The following is a 20,357-nucleotide window of genomic DNA, read 5'->3' on the forward strand; positions in this document are numbered from 1 at the left end:
GGCCAGCAGGGCGGGTTCAGGCGGTCTTCGCGGCGATCAGTTCGTCAATCCGCTCGCACAGGTTCTTCAGGACGAAATACTGCTCGGCGGATGCCTTGCCCTCATTCACTTCCTGGGTCCACTGCTCGAACGGCATCTTGATTCCGAACGCCTTATCGATGGCGAACGCTATGTCGAGGAAGTCCAGGCTGTCGATGCCCAGGTCGTCGATGACATGGCTGTCCGGCTTGATGTCGTCGCGCGGAATGTCGCACGTTTCCGAAATGATGTCGGCGACCGTATCGAAGGTGGACGACATTAGGCATATCTCCAGAGTAGTGGCGGCGGTCCCGCCGAATGTGACTGGCGGCATCGTCCGTGGCTGTGGGGCGGGCCGATGGCACCGAATGGCCCGCCCGATCTAAACGAGGCGCGCGCCAAGTGCAACGGTATCGCGACACGTGCTTGCACGCGCCGCCCGCTCCGGCTATATGCCAGAACCAGACGCCGCCGACCAGTGGCCGGTTGGCGTCATGGGCGCGTAGCTCAGCGGGAGAGCACTACGTTGACATCGTAGGGGTCGCTGGTTCAATCCCAGCCGCGCCCACCATCTATCCTACGGAAATATAATCATAAATCCGACTGTCGTGTTTCCGCCGGCTTTGCCGGCCTGGCGGAAAAGCGACTGTTTTCGTGCCGCGACGACCTCGATCAAAAAGTCGTTTGCCGCCGATTCTGCTTCGCTCAGAAAGTCCGAATCGAACCGTCCGAAGCGGTCATTGGTCGATTCGCGGCGATGGCCCGGCCACATTTCCCGCTGCTCTTTATGCACGCCGCGCCAACTTCGCACGTCTGGTGCAGATCCCCGGCGGGCTAGAGGGGGCCTTCATCCTTCCGGTCAACGACGCGCCGGAGGTGGACCGGATCTTCGAGGGCATCGCGCTCGATGAGGTGGTCGCGGCCTATCAGATCTCCGGGTGCACGGTCGTGGGCGCGGGCCCGCCGCAGCGGGGGCATTTGAGGGCGGTTGCATCGCCGATTCGAGCCGACCTTCGGCCCCTGGCCCGTCTTCGAGGACGGCGGCGCGCTCAGCCGGAGGGGAAATCATGCTGCCGGTCTGCGCCATGTCAGCCATGTCAGCATCGAAAGGCCCAGGACGGCGGACATCACCGACCCGGTGAAAATCCCGATCTTCCCAGCATCAATCAGTGCGGGGGAGTAGGCCAGTTCCGCGACGAACAGCGACATGGTGAAGCCGATCCCGGTCAAAAGAGCCCCGGCCGCCATGTAGCGCCAACTCAAGCCTCGCGACTTGATTGCGAGACAGGCATGCGCGGCCAACCAGCTAAAGGACATGACGCCGATTGGCTTGCCGAGAACCAGGCCGATGACGATCGCGACCGAAACCGGCTGCCCAATGTCGTCGACGGAGATCGGGACGCCCGCATTGGCCAGCGCGAAGATCGGCATGATCACAAATCCCACCCAGGGATGAAGCATCATCACCAGGCGCTCCACCGGCGACAGCGACTCGGCGACGGCCACGCCGGCTTTTCGCAAGTCGCGACGGTCGGCGGTATCTCCGCTCCAATGATCGCCGATCGGGTAGGACAGCACGCGTTCGAGTATGCCCCGCAACCGCGCATCGCTCACCCAGGCGCGTGTTGGCGTCATCAGGCCCAGAACGACGCCGGCGACCGTCGGGTGGATTCCCGAGGAATCGACGCACAGCCAGATGGCGCCTCCGAAAAGGAAGTAGACGGGTATGCACCTGATCCCGATGCGAGCCGATACAGCAACGACCGCGAGCCCCGCGATCGCGAAGCCGAGCCCTGCCCAATTCAGGGACGTACCGTAGCCCAGCGCGACGACCAGGATCGCCCCGACATCATCGAAGATTGCCAGCGACAGCAAGTACAGTCTCAGACCGGGCGGGATGCGCCAGCTGAAGAGTGCAAGACAGCCGATGACGAAGGCAGTGTCGGTCGCCATCACGGTTCCCCACCCATGCGCTCCGGGCTTGCCTGACATGAATGCGAGATAGAGAAGTGCGGGAACCAGCATGCCGCCGACGGCGCCGGCCAACGGCAATGCCGCGAAACGGGGATGCCGCAGCTCGCCGAGGACCAGCTCTCGTTTGAGCTCCAGGGCAACGACGAAGAAGAAGAACGTCATCAACCCGTCATTGATCCAGTGCTGTAGTGATCGACCGAACTCCCACGGGCCGAAATGGAGGCCTATCGGCGTCTCCCAGAATGCGAGGAAGGGGCCCGACAACGGCGAGTTGGCCAGGGTCATTGCGGTGATTGCCGCAAGGAGCAGGAGGAGGCCGATCGCCGCTTCGACCTTCAGGAATCGCGCAATGGGCGTGGTGAATCGGTTGGCCAGCTCATACGGAAGATCCGGAGTGTCCACCGTGGTCTTGCCGGTGCGCTTCCAAGTTTTGCTGTTCGCGAGTTCGGGCATCACGACATGTCCCATCGCCTGCAATTTCGCTGCCCGATGGAGTTCTTGAACGAAGTTACCCTCTATCGGGCCCTTGTTCAGTCGTGTGCGCCGTTCGTGTGATCGTGCAGAAAGCGGGCGATCCGCCCGGCCGTTCATTCACATAATCTGCGCCGACCTCACTCGACGCCCATTTGCTTTTGTTTCGCGACACACTGATCTGTATGTCCCTTATTCAATAAGTATTGCTGCGCGAAGACATTGCAATGATCCGACGCCCTCAGTTGCGCAGGGCATCCGATCGCATGTGCGGCTTGGGCCCGGGCACCGTGCGGCGTCGGCTTTCTCATTCTCATTCGTTGTCGTCGAGCGTTTTCGCGACCATGGCGAGCAGATGCCCCATCATAGGGGGCCCTTTTGACTGCCTTCGTGACGCGTCGGGCGATCGTGGAGGGCAGGTCATGGTGTTCCCGCCCCGGCGGGCCGACCGCGAACCCGGCGAAGACAGGCCCGCTTGCCCCAAGTCGCCGGGTACGGATCCGAATCGGCCCTGATCATCAACATGGTTCCGATTCGCGACCCGGCGTAAGTCGCGGGCACCGCGGCTCGAGTCTTGATTTGCCGACCCGCGTGGTCGTTCCGGCCTGCTCCATGTAATCGAATCGTTCAGCGGGCAGCCATTTCCACGCGATATTGGTTCGGCATGGAAAAGGCTCACTCGGCTTTTTTATGCGAATAGCGCGTCGCGTTCGAATTGCTCGCCAGTCATGCCGAATTTTCAGTGTTTATTGGCGGTCGCGATCTCGGTGAAATTTCCGGGCAAGTTAAATTTATAGTCGCTATAATTATCCAGTATTTTTTCTGAGGTGCGTATTTTCAGAATCTACTTTCTTCTGTGGGAATGGTTTTTTTTGTAACAGCCTCTAAAATAGAACAAATATATAGATATATTATATTTTTGACGGGTAGATTTTTCTTATTTCGTAATTTTGTCTTTGTAATACATATATAAATCTTAAATTGCGCCGATTTAGAATTGGTTAATACGTAAGTATTTTAAGATATCAAGCAAATACCGACATTCCCTTACGGCACTAAATTCTAACTTACCTTACGGCAACAAAGAGATCTGGCATGTCACTCATCAAACGGTTCACCGATCTGCGGATCGGCGTTCGCCTCATATCGGGATTTTCCGTCATCCTGCTGTTGCTCGTCGCAGTGGCGGGCGTAGCTACAGTTGGCCTTTCCGGTGCGACATCGAATTTCGCGGAGTACCGATTGTCGGCACGCCAGACAGTAGCCGCACAGGCGATCAGCGCCGATCTCTATGCAATGCGCCTGGCGCTGAAGGATTTCCTCATCCAGGGGTCCGACGAAGCCCAGGAGAGAGTGCTGAACAGCGCGGACTTCGCCCTGAAAGAAATCGAGCAGGCGAAGGCGCTGTTTTCCGAGGGAACCGATCAGCATACCCGCATCGACACCGTCGCCGACAGGATTGCCGAGTACAGGGCCGGTTTCGTCACGATCACGGAAATGCGCGCCAAGCGTAACGCCTATGTCGATCAGATGAACGAGCAGGGTCCGAAGATGGAACAGGACCTTTCCGACATCATGCGAAGCGCCAATCGGGACGGCGACGCATCGGCCGCCTACGCCGCAGGCGAGGCTATGCACAAGCTTCTGCTCGCCCGGCTCTATGCCATGAAGTTCCTGATGGACAACTCGCAGGACTCCGTCGACCGCTTCCGGGAGGAACTCGCCGGTTTCCGCGAGGGCACCAACCGGATACTGGTGGAGTTGCAGAACCCTGAGCGCCGCAGGCTTGCCACCGACATCAAGAAGTCCGGTGAATTGTATGCCGAGGAGTTCGAGGGCGTTCAGGAGCTCATCTTCCAGCGCAACGCCATCGTCGCCAACAAGCTCGATGCGCTCGGTCCGCAGATGCGCGATGTGCTGAAGCAGGTGACCGACACGAATCGCGCCATGCAGGACGAACTGGGGCCGCGCGCCGAGGCTGAGATCAACGGCACAATGATGACGGCGATCATCATATCCGCTGTCGCTATCGCCTTCGGCATCCTGGTCGCGCTGTTCCTGGCCCGTTCGATCACCCGTCCGATCACCAACATGACCGAGGCCATGGGTCGTCTCGCCGACGGCGACAAGGAACTCGAGATTCCCGCCCAGGACCGCAAGGACGAGGTCGGCGAAATGGCTGCCGCGGTTCAGGTGTTCAAGGAGAACATGATCAAGGCCGACAAGCTTACCGCCGAACAGGAGGAGATGAAGAAGCGCGCCGAGATCGAGAAGCGCGAGACGATGAACAAGATGGCCGACGAGTTCGAATCCTCGGTCAAGGGCATCGTCAACACGGTCTCTTCGGCCGCCACCGAGCTTCAGTCCTCCGCCGAGGCCCTGTCGGGCACCGCGGAAGAGACCAACCGGCAGTCGACGGCTGTGGCCGCCGCGTCGGAGCAGGCCTCGACCAACGTCCAGACCGTGTCGTCGGCGGCGGAAGAGCTCTCGGCGTCGGTCTCCGAGATCGGGCGCCAGGTGTCGCAGGCCAGCGAGATCGCGGGCAAGGCGGTCGACGATGCGCAGCGCACCAACGCGACGATCGAAAACCTGTCGTCGGCCGCGCAGAAGATCGGTCAGGTGGTCGAGCTGATCAGCGACATCGCCGAGCAGACCAACCTGCTGGCTCTCAACGCCACGATCGAGGCCGCCCGCGCCGGTGAAGCCGGCAAGGGTTTCGCGGTCGTCGCCCAGGAGGTGAAGTCGCTGGCCGGCCAGACGGCCAAGGCGACCGAGGAAATCGGCCAGCAGATCACCGCCGTCCAGTCGCAGGTCGAGGACTCGGTCGGCGCGATCCGCGCGATCAGCGGCACCATCGAGCAGATCAGCTCGATCTCGACGGCAATCGCCTCTGCCGTCGAGGAGCAGGCCGCGGCGACCCAGGAGATCGCTCGCAACGTCCAGCAGGCGGCCGCCGGCACCCGGGATGTCTCCACCAACATCACCGGTGTCACCCAGGCCGCCGGCGAGACCGGTCAGTCGGCGGAGCAGGTGCTGACGGCGGCGAGCGAGCTCAGCCAGCAGTCCGAATTGTTGCGCCAGCAGGTCGATACGTTCATCGGCACGGTGCGCGCCGCCTGATCAGCGGCCGGACGGTTTCGGCCGTCCTTGATACGACACAAGACGGCGGCGGCCCTTCCGGGCCGCCGCCGTATTTTTTTGCCGATGGCCGTCCTTGAGGCTGCATGCATGGAGCCGGTGGCGCAACACTCCGGTGGTCAAACGCCATTCCATGTCGCAAAATTTGCCGCCTGCGTTGACAGAAACAGGGGGCATGGCTATTTTCCGGCCTGAATTTCAGGGTCGGCCGCGCGCCGACCTTTTTCTGTCGAAAACATCAGGAAAGCACGGCGCCGGCAATGGGTGCCGTCGACGGCGATCAAGAGCCATGAAAATCAGAAACTCGATCAAATCACTGGTCAAGCGCCACCGCGACAACCGTGTTGTCCGCCGCAAGGGCCGGATTTACGTCATCAACAAGACGAATCGGCGCTTCAAGGCCCGTCAGGGCTAAGGCCCGGGCGACCGGCGGGGATCTGCCCGCCAGGCGTTGACCGGACACATGTGATGCCCCATCTTTTCAGGTCATGGACCAGATCCGTGGCCTGATTTTAGTCGTCTTCTTCACCGTGTTCCTCGCCGCGGCACCGTTTGGTGCGTCCGCCGAGGATTCGAGCGGTCCGGGGACCACTCCCGAAAAGAGCGACAAATCCGCCGAGACAGCCGAACCGTCGGTCGAGGATCTGCTCGACAGGCTGTCGCAATCGGCGAGCGAGGACGAAGCAAAAGCGCTTGAGCGCAAGATCGTCGCCGCCTGGAACGCTTCGGGCAGCGACACGGTCGATCTTCTCGTCCAGCGCGCCGGCGCGGCGATCGAGGACAAGGATCTCGGTATCGCGCTGCAGTATCTCGACCTCGTCACCCAGATGCTGCCCGACTATGCCGAAGGCTGGAACATGCGGGCGACGGTCTATTACCTGCTCGACGAGTACGAGCTTTCACTGGCGGATATCCAGCGCACACTCGCGCTGCAGCCCCGGCATTTCGGCGCATTGACCGGGCTCGGCCTGATTTTCCGCGAGCTCGACGAGCCGGAAAAGGCGCTGGAGGCGTATCGCCAGGTGCTGGCGGTGCACCCTTATTTCGGCAAGGCCCGTCAATCGGTCGAGAAGCTCGAGACCGAAGTCGAGGGACGCGATATCTGACCCGAACAGGGGCATCTGACGCGAACCGGGGCGCCCGTCTTCGGTCCGGGAAGCGGATCAGCGGAGATCAGCCCTCACCGAGCTTGTCGGACCCGACGAAGGCAATCCGCAGCATGTTGGTCGCGCCGGGCGTCCCGAAGGGCACGCCGGCGGTGACGATGATGCGCTGGCCGGGGCGGGCGAAGCCTTCCTGATAGGCGATGCGGCAGGCGCGATCGACCATGTCGGTCTCGTCGCGGGCGTCCTCCGTCTCGACGCAGTGCACGCCCCAGACCAGCGCCAGACGGCGCGCGGTGGCCATGTTGGGACTCAAGGCGATGATCGGCCGGTCGGGCCGTTCGCGGGCCGCACGCAGGCCGGTCGCGCCGGAGGAGGTGTAGCAGACGATCGCCGGCAACTTCAGCGTCTCGGCGACGGTGCGGGCGGCGGCGGAGATCGCGTCCGGGCCAGTCGGCTCGGGATCGGTGCGCTGGGCGTGGATGACGTTGGCGAAGACCGGATCGGTTTCGACCTTCTCGGCGATGCGGTTCATGGTGGCGACCGCCTCGATCGGGTATTCGCCGACCGCTGATTCCGCCGACAGCATGATGGCGTCGGCGCCCTCGAAGACCGCCGTCGCCACGTCCGACACCTCGGCACGCGTGGGAACCGGCGCGGAGATCATCGATTCGAGCATCTGGGTCGCGATCACGACGGGCCGTCCGGCATGACGGCAGGCCCGGGTGATGCGTTTCTGCGCGCCGGGCACAGCCTCCAGCGGCATCTCGACGCCGAGATCGCCGCGCGCCACCATCAAGCCGTCCGCCATCTCGATGATCTCGTCGAGCCGCTCGACCGCGGAGGGCTTCTCGATCTTCGCCATGACGTAGGCGCGGCCGCGGGTCATCTTGCGCGCCTCGGCAAGATCGTCGGGGCGCTGCACGAAGGACAGCGCGATCCAGTCGACGCCGAGATTGACCGCGGCATCCAGATCGGCACGGTCCTTGTCGGTCATGGCGCCGAACGGCAGCAGCGTATCGGGCAGGCTGATGCCTTTGCGGTCCGAGAGCTTGCCGCCGATCTCGACAGTGCATTCGAGGCGCTTCGCCGAGGCGTGCTCGATGCGCAGCCGGATGCGGCCGTCATCGAGAAGAATGCGGTGTCCGGCCTCCGCCGCCTTGAACACGGGCGGGTGCGGCAGATGGACACGGGAAACGTCGCCCGGCTTGCTGGATGCGTCGAGGACGAAGGTCGCGCCTTCTTCGAGGTCGACTTTCCCGTCGGCAAATTCGCCGACCCTGAGCTTCGGGCCCTGCAGGTCGACGAGGATGCCGATCGGGCGGGCGAACCGCTCCTCCACCGCGCGAATGCGGCCGTGCAGGGTCCGCAGCAGGTCGTGCGGGGTGTGGCTCATGTTGATGCGGAAGACGTCCGCGCCGGCCTCGAACAGTTCGGCGATCCGGGCTTCCTCAGACGTGCCCGGGCCGAGTGTCGCCAGTATCTTTATGGAACGTCGCCGTCGCATGGCGATGGAGCCCCCTGTTTCGTCCGACGCCGGGTATTTTCGCGGTCGCTGGCCCCGATAACCCGGCACTGCTTCTTTTGTATGACGAATCGGGGCGGAAAGTCAGGGGGCGCGCGCATCTGCGCGGCGAAAAGGCTGTCGGCCGGCGTGTCGTGGCGGCCGAGACGGGTCAGTCTCGGCCGCCGGTGCCTTCGCCGCCGAGGGACGGATCCTGGAGCTGGACCGTCCAGGTGGTCTGCTCCTGGGTATCGATTTCGAAGAAACCGGTGCGCTGGTAGCCGCGATCCTCGCACCCGTTGATGCCGCGGATCGTGAACATCTGATCCTGCGTGCACATAAAGGCTTCGCCGGCCCATTCGCCGCCGTGATCGTAGTCGATCGCGTAGACGTAATAGTAGCGCGACGCCAGTTCGCCGCGCAGCACGGTTTCGCAGCTGTTCGGGCCGACATTCCACCAGCCCTCCGTCGCCCAGCCCTTGTCGTCCTTGTAGCCGACGGCGATGCCGACGCGGCCAGGCGTGGTGTTGCAGATGCGGAAATCGGCGGCCGCGTCGCGCACGGAAGCGGCAAGCATCAGCCCACCGAGCGCGGCGGCAAGCAGAAAGGTGGATCTGGATGGATGCCGTGGCAATGAAAGTGCTGGTCTCATGGCGCCTTTGTCGGCAAGCGCTTCGCTTGCGCCGAAAGTGGTGTCAGTCGGCGTCCGTGTCAACGATTACAGCCCGGAAATCGTTGACGTTTGTGAACGTCGGGCCGGGAATCAACAGATCATCGAGACGCTCGAAGAAGCCGGTCGAATCGTTGTCTTCCAGAAATGCGTCAGCGTCGAGGCCGAGTTGGGAGGCGCGAGCGAGCGTATCCGGGGTGACGATGGCGCCGGCGGGATCGTCGGATTTGCCGCCGCCGCCGTCGGTTCCGTCGGTGTCGCCGGCAAGTCCCGAGATACCGGGGCGACCGTGCAGGGCGATCGCCAGCGCCAGCGCGAACTCCTGATTCGGCCCGCCGCGGCCACGGCCGCGCAGCGTTACCGTCGCCTCGCCACCCGACAGGATCGCGACCTTGCGGCCCTCATCGGCGCGTTTGCGGGCGCGTTCAGCGTGATCTCCGGCAAGATCGCGCGCATCGTCTTCCAGGTCGCTGCCGAGGACTTCCGTTTCGAAGCCGAGTTCGAGGGCTTTGCGTTCGGCGGCCGCGAGTGCCATCGCGGGCGTCGCGACGAGCCGGTAGGCTGCGTTCGCCAGGCGGGAATCGCCAGCTTTCGGCGTTTCGTTGGCGGGATCGGCGAGGGCCGCCGTGATCTCCGGGGCGGGCGTGATCGCGTATTTGTCGAGAACGGCGCGGGCGTCGGCGAGGCTGGTGGGGTCGGCGACCGTCGGACCCGAGGCGATTGCAGCCGGATCGTCGCCGGCAACATCGGAAATCGCCAGCGTCAGCAGCCGGGCCGGATAGGCGGCGGCCGCGAGCCGACCGCCCTTGATGCGCGACAAGTGGCGGCGGACCGTGTTGATCTCGCCGATGCGGGCGCCGGAGGCGAGCAGGGCGCGGGTCAGTGCCTGCTTGGCCTCGAGCGTCACGCCGTCCGCCGGTGCGATCCACAGGGCCGAACCGCCGCCCGACAGAAGCACCAGCACCAGGTCGTCGGGGCCGGCGGACGCGGCGCGTTCCAGCGTTTGCCCGGTCGCCGCGATACCGGCCTCGTCCGGCACAGGATGGGAGGCCTCGACCATGCGGATCCGCCGGGTCGGCCGTCCATAGCCGTAGCGGGCGATGGCGAGCCCCGTCAGACGGTCCGCTGGCAGGGACAGGGTGTCGAGGTAATGGCGCTCGGCGGCGACCGCCATGCTGCCGGCGGCCTTGCCGGCGGCGAGCACGATGATCCGGCCGGCCGGAGGCTCCGGCAGATGCGGTGGCAGGCAGCCGTCGGGATGCGCCGCGGCGACGGCCGCATCGAACAGGGTGCGGAGGGTATCGCGGTGGTCTTTGCTCATCGGGGTGGTCAACCGGTCTGTCTGCGGCGGCGTGGGCGGGCGATCCAGACGCCCAGAAGGATCGCGGCGGCGCCCAGAAGCTGCATGCCGGTCATGTCCTCGCCGAGGATCATCCAGCCGAATACGGCGGCGGCCACGCCCTCCAGGAAGATCACCAGCGAGGAGAAGCCGGCCGGCAGATATCCGAGGGCGAGCGCCAGAAGCCCCTGGCCACCGGCATGGCTGATCAGCGCCAGGGCGATCAGCATCATCAGCCCCTTGGACGTGGCCGGAAACAGGGTCGGCTCAAGGATCAGCGCGATCGCCAGCAGCACCGCGGCGGTCACCAGCGACGACATGAAGATGAGGCGCCCGGCCGGATGGTGCTTGCGGGCCGGACGGATCGCCAGGATGTAGGAGCCGAAGAAGCACGCGGTGATCAGGCCGAAGCTGTCGCCGAGCAGGTTGGACGGGGCGAAGCTGTAGCTCGATCCGAGCAGCAGCGCCGCACCGGCAAGGCCGGCGCCGAGCCCGACGACGATCTTCGGTCCGATCGCCTCGCGCAGGACGAACCAGGACAGGCTGACGACGAACACCGGCGCCAGAGCCGCCAGGAAGGTGGCGTTGGCGACGGTCGTGTTCATGATCGCGAGGTGCCAGAAGAACAGGTCGCCGGCGAACAGGAGACCGGCCACCAGGACATACCGGTCGAAACGGGGCGTGGTGGAGCCGGGGCCGCGGCGCGCCTCGTATGCCATCCAGGCGTAGAGTGCGGGCAGTGCCAGGGCGACGCGCCAGAAGGCGCTGGCGAACGGGCCGACCTCGGCGAGGCGGACGAAGATCGGCGAGGCGCCCATCGCCACGGCGCCGAGCGCCAGGGCGCCGAATGCGAACGCCGCCGTGCGTGCTTCTGACGCACCGATTTCGGTCTCGAGGACGCGCGTCATCGCTCTCCGTCCGGCCTCGGGTTGTGTATCCGCGCCGCGGGCACGTTGCCGCCGGCTTCGGGATCGCCTAAGAGTTCGCCATTCCTAGGGCAGCATCGCCCGCCCGTCACGCAGAATCGCCCGATCGAACCGTTCCATGACGCGCGTAGCCGAGTATCCGACCTCCGACGCACCCGCGCGGGACGCTGCCGATCCATTCGTGGCGAGCGAAACGATTCCCGGCGCGGCCGAAACCGGCTGGCTGATCCTGTGCGATCACGCTTCGAACCGACTGCCGGCCGAATATGGCGACCTCGGCCTGCCGCCGGAGGAATTCGAGCGGCACATCGCCTACGATATCGGCGCGGAGGCCGTGTCCCGGCTCCTGGCAAGGGAGCTCGGTGCGCCGGCGGTGCTGTCGCGGTTCTCGCGTCTGCTGATCGATCCCAATCGCGGCGCGGACGACCCGACACTGTTGATGCGGTTGTCGGATGGCGCGGTGGTGCCCGGCAACGCGCGGGCCGACGCCGCGGAGAAGGCGAAGCGGGTCGCCGCCTACTACGAGCCCTATCATCGCGCGATCGAGACGGCGATCGAGGCGGCGATCTCGGCCGGACATCCGCCGGCGATCGTGTCGATCCACAGCTTTACGCCGCTCTGGCGGGGCACCCGCCGGCCGTGGGAAATCGGCATCCTGTGGGACAAGGACCCGCGGCTCGCGGTGCCGATGATCGAGGCCTTCGCCGCCGATCCGCTGCTCACCGTCGGCGACAACGAGCCCTATTCGGGCCGCCTCAGGGGCGACACCATGTACCGGCACGGCACCCGGCGCGGCCTTGCGCACGCGCTCGTGGAGTTGCGCCAGGACCTGATCGCCGAGGCGCCGGGACAGGCGGAATGGGCGGGCCGGCTCGTCGACGTGCTGCGGGCCCTTGCCGGAGGCGAGGGGCTGAACGAGATTCGCCATTACGGGTCCGGCGCGCCGGGCGAGACGTGACGGTACCGGACGGACCGGAAAAGCGAGGCTTGCTATGACCGAACTCGATCAAGAGACGCGCACCGAACTGGAAGCGGCGGCCTTCCGCCGGCTGGTGCAGCACCTGCGCGACCGCACCGACGTGCAGAACATCGACCTGATGAATCTTGCCGGATTTTGCCGCAATTGCCTGTCGAACTGGTATCGCGAGGCGGCAGAGGAACGTGGCCTGTCGGTCGACAAGGAGGACAGCCGCCTCGTCGTCTACGGCATGCCCTACGACGAGTGGAAATCGAAGTATCAGACCGAGGCGACGTCAGAGCAGAAGGCCGCGTTCGCGGTCTCGCACGCGGCGACGCACAAGGATCATTGAGGCCACCTGGTCCAGAAACGGAGGACATCATGAACGATACCGGCGGCATCGCCACCACCCAGTTGCATTCCATCGTTCAGCGTATCGAACGGCTGGAAGAAGAAAAGAAGGCGCTCGCCGACGATATCCGCGATGTCTACGCCGAGGCGAAAGCGAACGGCTTCGACGTCAAGGCGCTTAGGACGATCGTCAAGCTGCGGAAGCAGGATACGGCCGAGCGTCAGGAGCACGAGGCGATCCTGGCTACCTATATGGTGGCGCTCGGAATGGTCACGGACGAGTAAGGCGGAAGGGGCCTTCGGGCCCCCTTCGATGTCTCGGCGTAAGGTCTCGGCAGAAGGTCTTGGCGCAGGGGCTCAGCGCAGAGTGGCGGCGCGCTCTGCCCGGCGATCGGATACGCTGCCGGTCGTCATGGTGTCGGCAAGGCTCGCGAACTCATAGGTTCGCGTCGCCACCGGCGCCACCGCCGGACCGGTGAACCGGCGCATCGGATAGATGAGCTGCGGGCCGGCGGCGAACCGGTTGACCACGACGGGCCCGGATACCGCCGTCAAGGCGCCCAGATCGGTCTGATCGGGATGGCGCAGCACCACGAACCTCTCACCCCGCAGCGAATTGTCGCCACCCAGATAGGGCAGCAGCGCCTGGGGGCGGTAGTCGATGGCTACGAGCACCGGACGGTCGCGTACGGGAATCTCCGAGCCGGTGAACGTGGCCGCGAAGGGCGGCATCTCGGCGATCGGCCCGGTCGACGCGAGCGCGGTCGCCGTCGTCGGCTCTCTCTCCGGTGCAAGCGGAGCGGGCGTCGCCGCCCCGTCGCCGCCCCGGGCGATCAGCATGCCGATGGCGTCGGTTCCGGCCATCAACGGCCGTGCACGAGGCATCTGCGCGGCAATCGCCTGCGGCGAGACGCTGGCCGTCACCAGCGGCGTCTCGGTTGCCGCACTTTCGGAAGCCGGTTCAGCCATGGCCACCAGCACCGGTTTCGGTGTCGGGATGGGCGCGTCGGGCAAGGCCGCGACGGCGGGCACGTCGGCAAGCGGCTTCGTACGCGGCATCGGCGCATCGGCGAGGGAGGCCACCACGGTCGGGACCTGCGGCGCCGGCGCGGGAGTCGCCGGAGTCGGGGCGACCTCGGCGGCCGGCGTCGGCGCGGCCTTCGCCGGCGCGTTCGAAGCGCCTTCCTCGTCGCCGTCCTCGCCGGATTCAAACAGCGCGGCGATCAGGCTGCGGCCGCCGCTGGTGCTGCCGCCGGTGCTTCTGGCCACGGCGGCCGGGGTGATCGCCACCGATGGATCGAGGCGGGGATAGTTGGCGACGGCGACCTGCCGGCTTCCCGATGAACTCGAAGAGGCAGAGGCGGTGCGCGAGCGCGCGCCACTTTGCACCGAAGCGACGGCCTGGTTGTAGCCGGGCATCGGCTTGCCGTCGGAGGGGATGTGAAGGGTCTTGCCGTCCGGGAACAGCTTTGCGAGCTGCTGCCGCGTCATCCGCGGCCAGTGGCGAACGCTACCGGTGTCCATGTGAACGAAGGGCGAGCCGGAGGTCGGGTAGTAGCCGACGCCGCCGCCCTGGAATTTCAGCGCGGTTTCGCGCAGCTTCTGCAGCGGTACGCCCGGCAGGTAGAAGTCCAGCGCCTTGCCGACCATGTGCTGGCTGGTCTTGGCGACGCCGCGCGAACGGGAACGCAGCATGGCATTGGTGACCGGCGAACGATAGCCGGATAGAACGTAGACCGGCGCCTGTGAGCCGACGGCGTTGCGCACCTCCCAGACGAGGTCCAGCAGGGCCGGATCCATGGTGGTGGATTCGTTGCGTCGCCAGTCGCGCAGGATGTAGTTGATCTTCTTCAGGCCCTCGGAGTCGTATCGTCCGTTGCGCTTGAAGGTGATGGTGACGGTCTCGCCGGTGTGGAGCTGCTTGAACGACAGCGTCCGGGTTTCCGAACGCGCCTCGGCTGTCAGGCCGTCGATGGCGACGAAAGCCAGTCCGTAAAGCGCAAACGCGCAGACAGCGCGTGCAACGCTGCGCACTCGTTCCGCCCCCGATTTACGCGTTCCCACCAAAAGAATTCCGTTCGAAGGTCCCGTCTAAGGCTCAGTCTAAACCCCCCGGCGACCGGCCGGAGGAATTCTTCGGCTTAAAAGGTTAATCCCTGATTAGGATATAACCTGATCTCAAATCATGGCGCATTTTGGCCCGCCGCGGAGTGTGGAGATCGAAAGCCGACTTTTCAACAGCCCGGGCGATTTGGTCGCACCTGTCTACCGGTCCTCAGCTGCCCAGGTTCATCGCCGCCTTCATGCGCGCGTCGTAGTCGTAGATGTCCGCGCGCTTCTGCGTTTCGCCGGCGTCGTCGACCCAAACCGTGAAATAGGTGAGGTGCACCGGGACGTGGCGCTTCATGGGCAGCGAACCGTTCTCGCCGCCCCCGATCAGGTGTTTGATGCGCTGGCCGTTGAGTTGTTCCTCGCGCGACAGCAGCGCGTCGGCGAACTCGACCGGCTTGTCGACGCGGACGCAGCCGTGGCTGAAGGCGCGCGCCGACCGTGAAAACAGATTCCGCGTCGGCGTGTCGTGCAGGTAGACGTCGTGCTTATTGGGGAACATGAACTTCACCCGGCCCAGCGCGTTGGCGTTGCCGGGCGGCTGGCGGAACCGGAACGGCATGTTTTCCGGGTTCCACAGGCCCCAGTCCACCGATCGCGGATCGATCACCATGTCGCGGCCGCCACCGGTGTAGATCACCTCCAGGCCACGGCGCGCGAAGAAGTCCGGGTCGCGGCGGATTTCCGGCATCATCTCCTTGGTGGCGATGGAGCGCGGTACGTTCCAGTAGGGATTGACGTCCACGTACTCGATCTCGTCGGAGAAGACCGGCGTTTGGTTTTCCGACGTGCCGACGATGACGCGGGTTCCGAATTCCACCGTTCCGTCGGTGATGACCCGGAGCCTGTATTCGGGAATGTTCACCCAGACGTGGTGTGTCCCCATCTCGCGCGGGACCCAGCGCCAACGCTCCATGTTGACGAGCACGTCGGCGACCGTGATGTCGCTGCCGCCGTTGAGCGCGGCGCGCGTCTGCGGGCCGATCACCCCGTCGACATCGAGGCTGGCGTTCTCCTGGAAGGCCTTCACGGCCTCTACCGTCGCATCGTCGTAGTCCCGTTCGCCCTCGCCCGTGACCGCAGGCAGGCCGAGGCGGGCGCGAAGCACCGGCACACGCTCATCGGACATGCCGGGTTTCAGCGATTTGCCGTCCGGGATCTCCGGCGGTGTCTCTTCCGTCGTCCGCGTGCGCAGGTCCGCGAGCAGTTGCTTCAACGCGGCGAAGGCCGGGTGCTGAGGATTGAAGCTCTCCAGATAGGCGACCTTGTCGTCGGCCTTGCCGAGTCCCTCGATAACCGCCTTGCGCTCCGGACGCACTGGAGCGGCGGTCATGAACTTGCCCAGCGTGGCCGGATCGAAGATGCCACCCTGCGCGTCGGCGGCGAATTGCATTGCCGCGACCGTCAGGACCAGCTCGGCGTTGGCGAGCGTCGCCGGATCGGCGGTGCCGGAAAGGCCGACATCGAGATCGGGCAGGACGTAGCGGATCGGATCCAGGCCGTAGGCATCCGCGTTCTCGAGACGACGGATGACCGCGCGGGCGGCGCCGTCGAACTTGCCGTCCTTGATCCAGAGCGGGGCGAATTGGCGCTCGGCGTAGAAGCCGACCAGCGCCGTGTGATCGGCCTTGCCGAACGCGTCGGTGTCCTTGAGTGCGGTCTCGAGCGCCGGCGGCAGCGGATCCGGGGCGGGCGGAGTGGCGTCCGCGACCGTCGGTTTCGTTTCGGTGGGGGCGGCGTCGGGCGCTTCCGTCGCGGCGGTCGCAGCCGGCTTATCGGACAATCCCGGGGATGCTCCCGGCGACGGGCTCTCCGTCTCTGCCGGCTTGGCGATCTCCGGCGTTTGCGGCTCGGGTACTGCGTCCTGGGCCCGGATGGGGAGCGTCCAGGCGACGGAGACGAGAAGGCTTGCGGCCAGCGAGCGAAGGATGGGGGTGCGCATGTGGAAACGTGTCCGATTCATCAGGCAAACCTAGCGGTATTTGCCGGAAATCACCACCTGTTCCCGATCACTCCGCTGCGTCGAGTTCCAGTTCCTTCAGGCGCCGATACAACGTCGACCGCCCGATGCCGAGCCGGCGCGCGACTTCGCTCATGCGGCCGCGATAGTGCTCGACGGCAAATCGGATCAGGTCGGCCTCGATTTCATCGAGAGGCCTGACGTCGCCGTCTTCCGACAGGATGGGCACCACACCGCGCGCGGGGTCCGGAAGGCCCGTCGCGGCCGCGGGCAGGGTGGCGGGCCGCGGCACCTGCATCTGGGGGACGGCGTAGGATTCCCTTTGGGCGCTGAACTCGATCGTGGGGCGGGTCAGCTCGACGTCCTGGAAATCGTCGATCTGGGCGGCGATCTGCGGGAAACTGTCGACGTCGAGTTCGTTGCTGTCGGCCAGCACCACCGCCCGGAACACCGTGTTCTCGAGCTGCCGGACATTGCCCGGCCAGCGGTGGCGCATCAAGAGCGTCAGCGCCTCCGGCGTGATCGAGTCGACGCGCTTGCCTTCCTCGGCACCAAAGCGCGTGAGGAAGTGCTTGACCAGGAGCGGAATGTCCTCGGTCCGCTCCCTGAGCGGGGGAACCAGGATCGGAAACACGTTGAGGCGGTAATAGAGGTCTTCGCGGAAACGCTTCTGACAAACCAGGTCGATCATCGAGCGGTTGGTGGCCGAGATCAGACGGAAATCGCTCTTCAGCGGCCTGCGGGCGCCGACGGGTTCCACCTCACCTTCCTGGAGGGCGCGCAGGAGCTTGACCTGCGCGTCGGGCGGCAGCTCGCCGACCTCGTCGAGAAACAGCGTACCGCCGTCGGCTTCAAGGAACTTGCCAACGCGCTTTTCGGTTGCGCCGGTAAACGCCCCCTTTTCGTGGCCGAACAGGGTCGATTCGACGAGATTCTCCGGTATCGCGCCGCAGTTGACGGCGACGAAGGATTTGCCGGCGCGCGTGCTGGAGCCCTGGATCGCCCGTGCGATCAGCTCCTTGCCGACGCCGGATTCGCCTTCGATGATGATCGGAATGTTCGAACCGGCGGCGCGCTCGCCGAGTTCGATGACGCGCTGCATCGCCGGCGAACGGGTCACGATGTCGTCGAAGGTCAGGGTACCGTCGACGCGGCGCTTGATCCGGGCGATCTCGCCTTCCAGCGCGTTGACCTTGAGGGCGTTGCGGATCGAGATCTCGAGCCGCTCGGGGCTTACCGGCTTCACGAAGAAATCGATGGCACCGGCCCTGACCGCGCTGACCACTGTGTCGATGCCGCCGTGGGCCGTCTGGACGATGACGGGGCGGTAGAGGCCCTCCTTGCGCATGCGTTCCAGTGTGCCCATGCCGTCGAGATCGGGCATGACGAGATCGAGCACGATCAGGACGATTTCGCCCGCGTTCGGCGCGGTGAGGGCGGCTATCGCTTCATCGCCCGTCTCCGCGGTTGCGGTCTCGAAGCCGAACCGCTGAACGGCGGTTTCCAGAATGCGACGCTGTACGGGATCGTCGTCGACGATCAGGATGCGCTCGGCCATACGTCCTCCAAGTCGAACGCGCCTGGTGGCGGTCCGGGGGGCTGTCCCATTTTGGGCATTGTGACCACCTCCGGTAAAAGGGGCCTTAAACTAATTGGATAGCGATCCGGTGGGCGTTTTCGTCGAATTGCGGCCCGAAAGGTGCCGTTGTCCTTGATGCGTTGCGTTGCGAGGCTAATATCGCAGCTGTTTCGGCCGAAGGCGGACGGATGTTCGAAATCCTCGCCAGGCTAATTCCTGAAGCGAACGGAGAAATCGAGCATGAAGGTCCGAAATGCGGCCACGGGAGCGCAGGCGTCCACGAAAATCGATCTCGGGCCGCTGCCGGCGTGGAACCTCGACGATCTGTATCCCGGCATGGAGTCGCCGGAGGTGCGTGCGGATCTCGACCGGTCCCTGAAGGACTCGGAAGCGTTCGAGGCCAAGTGGAAAAGCACATTGGCCGATCTCCTCGAAAGGCCGGACGGGGCAAAAAGCCTTGCCGATGCGATCGCTGAATTCGAGGTCCTGCAGGACGTTCTCGGCCGCCTCGTTTCGTACGCGGGGCTTCAGCATGCCCTCGACGTCTCCGATCCGAAGCGCTCGAAGTTCTTCGGGGACGTGCGCGAGAAGGTGACCAACGCCGGTATCCATCTCCTGTTTTTCCCGCTGGAGCTCAATCGGCTGGATGACGCGAAGATCGAGGCGGCGATGCAGTCCGAGCCGGCGCTCGACCACTATCGGCCGTGGATCGAGGACGAGCGCAAGGAGCGGCCCTATCAGCTCGACGACCAGCTGGAACGGCTGTTCCACGAGAAATCGATCACCGGGCGCGGTGCCTGGAACCGGCTGTTCGACGAGACAATGGCGGCGCTGCGCTTCGACGTCGACGGCGAGGAGCTGACCCTCGAGCCGACGCTCAATCTGCTGCAGGACAGCGACGGGGAGAAGCGCCGCACGGCGGCGCAGGCGCTGATCGCGACGTTCGGCGACCATCTGCCGACTTTCTCGCTGGTCACAAACACGCTCGCCAAGGATAAGGAGATCTCCGACCGCTGGCGTGGGTTCGAGGACGTGGCCGATGCGCGGCATCTGGCCAACCGGGTCGAGCGCGAGGTGGTCGACGCGCTGGTCGAAAGCGTGCGCGGCGCCTACCCCGAGCTGTCGCACCGCTACTACAAGCTCAAGGCGGGCTGGTTCGGCAAGGACGTGCTGGACTTCTGGGACCGTAACGCGCCGCTGCCCAGGATCGAGCAGAAGACGTACGTTTGGTCGGAAGCTCGGGAGACGGTGCTGTCGGCCTATTCGGCCTTCTCGCCGGACATGGCGAAGCTCGCCGAACCCTTCTTCGACAAGGGCTGGATCGATGCGGCGGTGAAGCCGGGCAAGGCACCGGGCGCCTTCGCGCACCCGACGGTGCCGAGCGCGCATCCTTACGTGCTGCTGAACTATCTCGGCCGGCCGCGCGACGTGATGACGCTCGCCCATGAACTCGGCCATGGCGTGCATCAGGTGCTTGCCGCGCCGCAGGGGCCGCTGATGGCGCCGACACCGCTGACTTTGGCGGAGACGGCCAGCGTGTTCGGCGAGATGCTGACCTTCAAGGCGCTGCTGGCCAAGACCACCGACGCGACGGCGCGCAAGGGCCTGCTCGCGTCCAAGGTCGAGGACATGATCAACACGGTCGTGCGCCAGATCGCCTTCTATGTGTTCGAGCGGCGCATCCATACCGCCCGGCGCGAGGGCGAACTGACGGTCGACGACATCAACGCGATCTGGAAGGAAGTGCAGGCCGAGAGCCTGGGACCGGCGATCCGGCTCGGCGAGGGCTACGAGACGTTCTGGTGCTACGTGCCCCACTTCATCCATTCGCCATTCTACGTCTATGCCTATGCGTTCGGCGACTGCCTGGTGAACTCGCTTTACGCCATCTACGAGAACGCATCCGACGGATTTGTCGCTAAGTATTTCGACATGCTGCGGGCCGGTGGCACCAAGCATCATTCCGAGCTGCTCGCCCCGTTCGGCCTCGACGCGCGCGACCCGGAATTCTGGCGCATAGGGCTCAAGGTGATCTCGGGTCTGATCGACGAACTCGAGGCGATGGAGGACTGAAGCCATGCCGATCCTGCTGATCCTGCTTCTGGCGCTGATCATCGCGCAGGTCGGCTTCTGGAAGACGCTTGGCTCGATCCTCGGCGCGATCGCGATGATCGGGCTGCTGGTCGTGCTGGTCGTGCTGGCGCTGGCGGTGCTCGGCCTGATCATCGCCCGGCGGGCGCGGCCGCGGACCTAATGA

18 protein-coding genes and 1 tRNA gene are annotated in these 20,357 nt (G+C 65.0%); 9 read left to right on the forward strand and 10 right to left on the reverse strand.

Going from position 1 to position 20,357, the window contains the following annotated elements; translation table 11 throughout:
• Positions 1-16 precede the first annotated feature (16 nt).
• On the reverse strand, positions 17-298 hold the full coding sequence (locus tag MUB46_RS07330; protein WP_261615234.1) for an acyl carrier protein: 282 nt from the start codon (positions 296-298) through the stop codon (positions 17-19).
• Positions 299-514: 216 nt separating this feature from the next.
• On the opposite strand from MUB46_RS07330, the gene MUB46_RS07335 reads away from it, so the two are divergent.
• Positions 515-589: transfer RNA gene (locus tag MUB46_RS07335), tRNA-Val, on the forward strand.
• 6 nt (positions 590-595) lie between these two features.
• On the opposite strand, the gene MUB46_RS07340 is transcribed toward MUB46_RS07335, so the two are convergent.
• The gene (locus MUB46_RS07340; protein ID WP_261615235.1) at positions 596-829 is read right to left on the reverse strand and encodes a hypothetical protein; all 234 of its coding nucleotides are present in this window, start codon (positions 827-829) and stop codon (positions 596-598) included.
• Positions 830-1,083: 254 nt separating this feature from the next.
• Positions 1,084-2,445: a Na+/H+ antiporter NhaA gene (nhaA, locus tag MUB46_RS07345; RefSeq protein WP_261615236.1), complete on the reverse strand. Its 1,362-nt coding sequence runs from the start codon at positions 2,443-2,445 to the stop codon at positions 1,084-1,086.
• Positions 2,446-3,558: 1,113 nt separating this feature from the next.
• Between nhaA and MUB46_RS07350 the strand changes: the two genes are divergently transcribed.
• The 3 genes from MUB46_RS07350 to MUB46_RS07360 all read left to right on the forward strand — a co-directional run bounded on the left by MUB46_RS07350 (position 3,559) and on the right by MUB46_RS07360 (position 6,707).
• Positions 3,559-5,583, forward strand: a complete 2,025-nt coding sequence (locus tag MUB46_RS07350) for a HAMP domain-containing methyl-accepting chemotaxis protein (RefSeq protein ID WP_261615237.1) — start codon at positions 3,559-3,561, stop codon at positions 5,581-5,583.
• A gap of 307 nt (positions 5,584-5,890) precedes the next feature.
• Positions 5,891-6,016, forward strand: a complete 126-nt coding sequence (ykgO, locus tag MUB46_RS07355) for a type B 50S ribosomal protein L36 (RefSeq protein WP_261615540.1) — start codon at positions 5,891-5,893, stop codon at positions 6,014-6,016.
• A 73-nt stretch (positions 6,017-6,089) separates the two neighbouring features.
• Positions 6,090-6,707 carry a tetratricopeptide repeat protein gene (locus tag MUB46_RS07360; protein WP_261615238.1) on the forward strand — a complete coding sequence of 206 codons (618 nt, stop codon included), beginning with the start codon at positions 6,090-6,092 and terminating at the stop codon, positions 6,705-6,707.
• 67 nt (positions 6,708-6,774) lie between these two features.
• Here the strand turns inward: MUB46_RS07360 and pyk are convergent, their stop codons facing one another.
• The 4 genes from pyk to MUB46_RS07380 all read right to left on the reverse strand — a co-directional run bounded on the left by pyk (position 6,775) and on the right by MUB46_RS07380 (position 11,125).
• The gene (gene pyk / locus MUB46_RS07365) at positions 6,775-8,211 is read right to left on the reverse strand and encodes a pyruvate kinase (RefSeq protein ID WP_261615239.1); all 1,437 of its coding nucleotides are present in this window, start codon (positions 8,209-8,211) and stop codon (positions 6,775-6,777) included.
• Between the two features lie 169 nt (positions 8,212-8,380).
• Positions 8,381-8,785: a DUF1036 domain-containing protein gene (locus MUB46_RS07370; RefSeq protein WP_261615240.1), complete on the reverse strand. Its 405-nt coding sequence runs from the start codon at positions 8,783-8,785 to the stop codon at positions 8,381-8,383.
• 118 nt (positions 8,786-8,903) lie between these two features.
• On the reverse strand, positions 8,904-10,199 hold the full coding sequence (locus MUB46_RS07375) for a glycerate kinase type-2 family protein (RefSeq protein WP_261615241.1): 1,296 nt from the start codon (positions 10,197-10,199) through the stop codon (positions 8,904-8,906).
• An 8-nt stretch (positions 10,200-10,207) separates the two neighbouring features.
• Positions 10,208-11,125: a DMT family transporter gene (locus MUB46_RS07380; protein ID WP_261615242.1), complete on the reverse strand. Its 918-nt coding sequence runs from the start codon at positions 11,123-11,125 to the stop codon at positions 10,208-10,210.
• 136 nt (positions 11,126-11,261) lie between these two features.
• Here MUB46_RS07380 and MUB46_RS07385 point away from each other — a divergent pair, with 136 nt between their 5' ends.
• The 3 genes from MUB46_RS07385 to MUB46_RS07395 are packed head-to-tail and all read left to right on the forward strand — an operon-like array spanning position 11,262 to position 12,737.
• Entirely contained in the window at positions 11,262-12,101 is an 840-nt protein-coding gene (locus MUB46_RS07385) for an N-formylglutamate amidohydrolase (protein WP_261615243.1), read from the forward strand.
• Between the two features lie 34 nt (positions 12,102-12,135).
• On the forward strand, positions 12,136-12,453 hold the full coding sequence (locus MUB46_RS07390) for a DUF1244 domain-containing protein (protein ID WP_261615244.1): 318 nt from the start codon (positions 12,136-12,138) through the stop codon (positions 12,451-12,453).
• Positions 12,454-12,482: 29 nt separating this feature from the next.
• A complete protein-coding gene (locus MUB46_RS07395; protein WP_261615245.1) occupies positions 12,483-12,737 on the forward strand; it encodes a DUF2312 domain-containing protein in 255 nt (84 codons plus the stop codon).
• A 72-nt stretch (positions 12,738-12,809) separates the two neighbouring features.
• Here the strand turns inward: MUB46_RS07395 and mepK are convergent, their stop codons facing one another.
• The 3 genes from mepK to MUB46_RS07410 form a co-directional block, all read right to left on the reverse strand.
• Complete coding sequence (gene mepK / locus MUB46_RS07400) at positions 12,810-14,486, reverse strand: peptidoglycan L,D-endopeptidase MepK (protein ID WP_261615246.1); 1,677 nt, start codon at positions 14,484-14,486, stop codon at positions 12,810-12,812.
• 241 nt (positions 14,487-14,727) lie between these two features.
• A complete protein-coding gene (locus MUB46_RS07405) occupies positions 14,728-16,503 on the reverse strand; it encodes a L,D-transpeptidase family protein (protein ID WP_261615247.1) in 1,776 nt (591 codons plus the stop codon).
• 67 nt (positions 16,504-16,570) lie between these two features.
• Positions 16,571-18,079: a sigma-54-dependent transcriptional regulator gene (locus MUB46_RS07410; RefSeq protein WP_261615248.1), complete on the reverse strand. Its 1,509-nt coding sequence runs from the start codon at positions 18,077-18,079 to the stop codon at positions 16,571-16,573.
• Between the two features lie 261 nt (positions 18,080-18,340).
• Here MUB46_RS07410 and MUB46_RS07415 point away from each other — a divergent pair, with 261 nt between their 5' ends.
• Positions 18,341-20,173, forward strand: a complete 1,833-nt coding sequence (locus tag MUB46_RS07415) for a M3 family oligoendopeptidase (RefSeq protein WP_261615249.1) — start codon at positions 18,341-18,343, stop codon at positions 20,171-20,173.
• A gap of 4 nt (positions 20,174-20,177) precedes the next feature.
• A complete protein-coding gene (locus tag MUB46_RS07420; protein WP_261615250.1) occupies positions 20,178-20,354 on the forward strand; it encodes a hypothetical protein in 177 nt (58 codons plus the stop codon).
• Positions 20,355-20,357: the final 3 nt, after the last annotated feature.

Origin of the sequence: Microbaculum marinisediminis (assembly GCF_025397915.1) — a bacterium.
GTDB lineage: Bacteria > Pseudomonadota > Alphaproteobacteria > Rhizobiales > Tepidamorphaceae > Microbaculum > Microbaculum marinisediminis.

Excerpts from the sequence above, each read along its gene's own strand:
- MUB46_RS07330 (WP_261615234.1), bottom strand. The coding sequence starts at position 298 with ATGTCGTCCACCTTCGATACGGTCGCCGACATCATTTCGGAAACGTGC.
- nhaA (WP_261615236.1), bottom strand. The coding sequence starts at position 2,445 with ATGCCCGAACTCGCGAACAGCAAAACTTGGAAGCGCACCGGCAAGACC.
- MUB46_RS07350 (WP_261615237.1), top strand. The coding sequence starts at position 3,559 with ATGTCACTCATCAAACGGTTCACCGATCTGCGGATCGGCGTTCGCCTC.
- ykgO (WP_261615540.1), top strand. The coding sequence starts at position 5,891 with ATGAAAATCAGAAACTCGATCAAATCACTGGTCAAGCGCCACCGCGAC.
- MUB46_RS07360 (WP_261615238.1), top strand. The coding sequence starts at position 6,090 with ATGGACCAGATCCGTGGCCTGATTTTAGTCGTCTTCTTCACCGTGTTC.
- pyk (WP_261615239.1), bottom strand. The coding sequence starts at position 8,211 with ATGCGACGGCGACGTTCCATAAAGATACTGGCGACACTCGGCCCGGGC.
- MUB46_RS07370 (WP_261615240.1), bottom strand. The coding sequence starts at position 8,785 with ATGCTTGCCGCTTCCGTGCGCGACGCGGCCGCCGATTTCCGCATCTGC.
- MUB46_RS07375 (WP_261615241.1), bottom strand. The coding sequence starts at position 10,199 with ATGAGCAAAGACCACCGCGATACCCTCCGCACCCTGTTCGATGCGGCC.
- MUB46_RS07380 (WP_261615242.1), bottom strand. The coding sequence starts at position 11,125 with ATGACGCGCGTCCTCGAGACCGAAATCGGTGCGTCAGAAGCACGCACG.
- MUB46_RS07385 (WP_261615243.1), top strand. The coding sequence starts at position 11,262 with ATGACGCGCGTAGCCGAGTATCCGACCTCCGACGCACCCGCGCGGGAC.
- MUB46_RS07390 (WP_261615244.1), top strand. The coding sequence starts at position 12,136 with ATGACCGAACTCGATCAAGAGACGCGCACCGAACTGGAAGCGGCGGCC.
- MUB46_RS07395 (WP_261615245.1), top strand. The coding sequence starts at position 12,483 with ATGAACGATACCGGCGGCATCGCCACCACCCAGTTGCATTCCATCGTT.
- MUB46_RS07405 (WP_261615247.1), bottom strand. The coding sequence starts at position 16,503 with ATGCGCACCCCCATCCTTCGCTCGCTGGCCGCAAGCCTTCTCGTCTCC.
- MUB46_RS07410 (WP_261615248.1), bottom strand. The coding sequence starts at position 18,079 with ATGGCCGAGCGCATCCTGATCGTCGACGACGATCCCGTACAGCGTCGC.
- MUB46_RS07415 (WP_261615249.1), top strand. The coding sequence starts at position 18,341 with ATGAAGGTCCGAAATGCGGCCACGGGAGCGCAGGCGTCCACGAAAATC.
- MUB46_RS07420 (WP_261615250.1), top strand. The coding sequence starts at position 20,178 with ATGCCGATCCTGCTGATCCTGCTTCTGGCGCTGATCATCGCGCAGGTC.